The organism is Halomonas sp. 707D4, from assembly GCF_024158685.1.
Lineage (GTDB): Bacteria > Pseudomonadota > Gammaproteobacteria > Pseudomonadales > Halomonadaceae > Vreelandella.
On record NZ_JAMZBD010000482.1, the window covers coordinates 1 to 2,274 of the forward strand.

Sequence of the window (2,274 nt, forward strand, 5' to 3'; positions counted from 1 at the left end):
CCTCGCTTTCTCTGTTCAGCCAGTGGATGGCGTCGCCGCGAATGTCCTTGCGCAACAGATGCTCGCGGCCACGACCGATGCCCGCCTCCTCGAGCGCCTCGACCTCCTTGAGCATGGCGAGCTCCTGGTGGAGCGCGTCGCAGAGCGCCGGGGCGATCACCTTTTCGCCCACGTACCAGCCCTGCTCGACCAGTGCATCGATCAGCTCGATATGGGTGCCGGGCGCCAGTGCGTCTTCCGGTGACATGCGTGAAATGCTCATCGCTCCCTCCGGGCCGCCGGGACCTCGTCGATGGTGCCCTTGGCCCGGCGCGCCGAACGCGCCGGGTGGTGCTTGAGCGTGCCGGCAGGGCGCTCGTGCAGGTCGATCGCCATGCCGAACCCCTTGGCCAGAAGCTCCACCAGCATCATGGCGGAAAGCCCCCAGATCACGTGATCGTCGACCTGGTAGCTGGGGACGTAGTGGGCCACACCATCCACGGTGATGACATCGGTATGCACGCGCTTGTCCTCTAGGAAGTGGCTCAAGGGCACCTCGAAGATGCGATCGATCTCGCCGGGGTCCGCCACCAGATCGAGTCCCGGCGGGATGATGCCCACCCAAGGGGTGACGCAGAGCCCGTGCAGCGAGATCACCTCCGACAGCCGGCCGATGCGCTCCACCTTCGCCGGTGCAAGGCCGATCTCTTCCTCGGCTTCACGCAGGGCGGTGGCGTAGAGGTCGCGGTCGACGGGTTCGCGCTTGCCGCCGGGGAAAGCCACCTGGCCACTGTGGGTCGACAGATGGCTGGCCCGGCGGGTGAACAGCAGCGCAGGCTCGGGGTGAGCGACGATGGGAAGCAGCACCGCCGCCTGCAGGAGCTTGGCGTGACTCTGCTCTTTTGGCCGGTAGTGTTGCAGCGCTTTGCGCAGATTCTCTAACATGGCGTGTCCATCGATATTGCTCTCGTATTGAGCGTCGTGATCGGCATCAAGCGAAACGTCACCCCTTCAGCCGTCGAGATACCCTATGAATTTCTGTAGCCAGTGCGGTGAAAAAGTCCGCCTTGCCGTGCCCGAGGGCGACGATCGCCCGCGCTACCTGTGCGATGCCTGCGGTACCATCCACTACCAGAACCCGCGCATCGTGGCCGGCACGCTCCCGGTGCTGGGTGACAAGGTGCTGCTGTGTCGCCGTGCGATCGCCCCGCGCAAGGGGTACTGGACGCTTCCCGCCGGCTACATGGAAAACGCCGAGACCACCCGCGAGGCCGGCCTTCGCGAAACCTGGGAGGAGGCCACGGCGAGCGTCGAGCTCAAGGAGCTCTATACCCTGATCGATCTGCCGCACATCAATCAAGTCTACATGATCTTTCTGGCCGAGCTGCGCGGCGATTTCGCCCCGGGTGTGGAAAGCCTCGAGGTCGCGCTGTTCGACGAGCGCGACATCCCCTGGGGCGAGCTCGCCTTTCCTACCATCGAGCGTACCCTCGCGCACTTCTTCGAGGATCGCCGGGCGGGGCGTTTCTCGCTGCACATGAGTACCATCACCCCGGAGGATCGCGAGCGCTACTTCGGCAGCGCCTAGTCCGGGCCGCCGTGAAGGCAGGCACTGTCAAGGTAACCAGCGAGTTGAGCGATGGATAAATTCGAGTTGAAGCTGGACCAGGCCGCCCGCGCGGCCTGGCTCTCCTACGTCGGCGGACTCACCCAGGACGAGATCGCGGGGCAGCTCGGCGTATCGCGCCCCGGCGTGCAGCGCCTTCTTGCCCTGGCCCGTCAGGAGGGTGTGGTGAAGGTGCACATCGACCACCCGATCGCCACCTGCGTGGCGCTCGGTCATGCGCTGGCCGAACGCTTCGAGCTGCGCTACTGCGACGTGGTGCCGGCGAATGCCGATGCCCCGGAAGACGGCGCTCGCTACCTCGCGGTGGCCGGCGCCAAGCGGCTGGCGCAGTACGTCGAGCGCAGCGAGCCCTTGACGCTGTCGCTGGGTTCCGGACGCTCGGTACGCGCGGCGGTGGAGGCGCTCGACCGAGTGGAGCGCCCCCAGCACCGCTTCGTTTCGCTGATCGGCAACGTCGCCCGCGACGGCTCCTCCAACCGCTTCGATGCGGTGATGGCGCTGGCGGACAAGACCGGCGGCGAGCGCTTCGTGCTGCCGGCGCCGGTGGTCGCCGAATCCGTGGCGGAGCGCCAAGCGATGCTGTCCCAGCGGCTGTTCAAGGCGATCGCCGACGTCGCGGCGGCGTCCCAGGCGGCGTTCATCGGCATCGGGCGCATCGACGCCCAGGC

3 protein-coding genes and 1 pseudogene are annotated in these 2,274 nt (G+C 66.8%); 2 read left to right on the forward strand and 2 right to left on the reverse strand.

The genetic code is table 11. From position 1 onward, the window contains the following. Together BIS11_RS15530 and BIS11_RS15535 are read right to left on the reverse strand one after the other, a co-directional pair. A pseudogene (locus tag BIS11_RS15530) lies at nucleotides 1–262 on the reverse strand (2OG-Fe(II) oxygenase); the annotation flags it as partial. Then, nucleotides 259–924, reverse strand: coding sequence for a CoA pyrophosphatase (locus BIS11_RS15535; protein WP_253421330.1), 666 nt, complete (start codon nucleotides 922–924; stop codon nucleotides 259–261). The pseudogene BIS11_RS15530 and the gene BIS11_RS15535, both read right to left, overlap by 4 nt. Nucleotides 925–1,009: 85 nt before the next feature. Here BIS11_RS15535 and BIS11_RS15540 point away from each other — a divergent pair, with 85 nt between their 5' ends. Together BIS11_RS15540 and BIS11_RS15545 are read left to right on the forward strand one after the other, a co-directional pair. After that, nucleotides 1,010–1,567 (forward strand): NUDIX hydrolase, encoded by a 558-nt coding sequence (locus BIS11_RS15540; RefSeq protein WP_253421328.1) that lies wholly within the window; start codon nucleotides 1,010–1,012, stop codon nucleotides 1,565–1,567. Nucleotides 1,568–1,618: 51 nt separating this feature from the next. Continuing rightward, a partial coding sequence (locus BIS11_RS15545; protein WP_253586488.1) for a sugar-binding transcriptional regulator occupies nucleotides 1,619–2,274 on the forward strand: 656 nt, incomplete at its 3' end.

Bases quoted from the DNA above. Each gene is read 5' to 3' on its own strand.
- BIS11_RS15535 (WP_253421330.1), bottom strand. From the start codon at position 924: ATGTTAGAGAATCTGCGCAAAGCGCTGCAACACTACCGGCCAAAAGAG.
- BIS11_RS15540 (WP_253421328.1), top strand. From the start codon at position 1,010: ATGAATTTCTGTAGCCAGTGCGGTGAAAAAGTCCGCCTTGCCGTGCCC.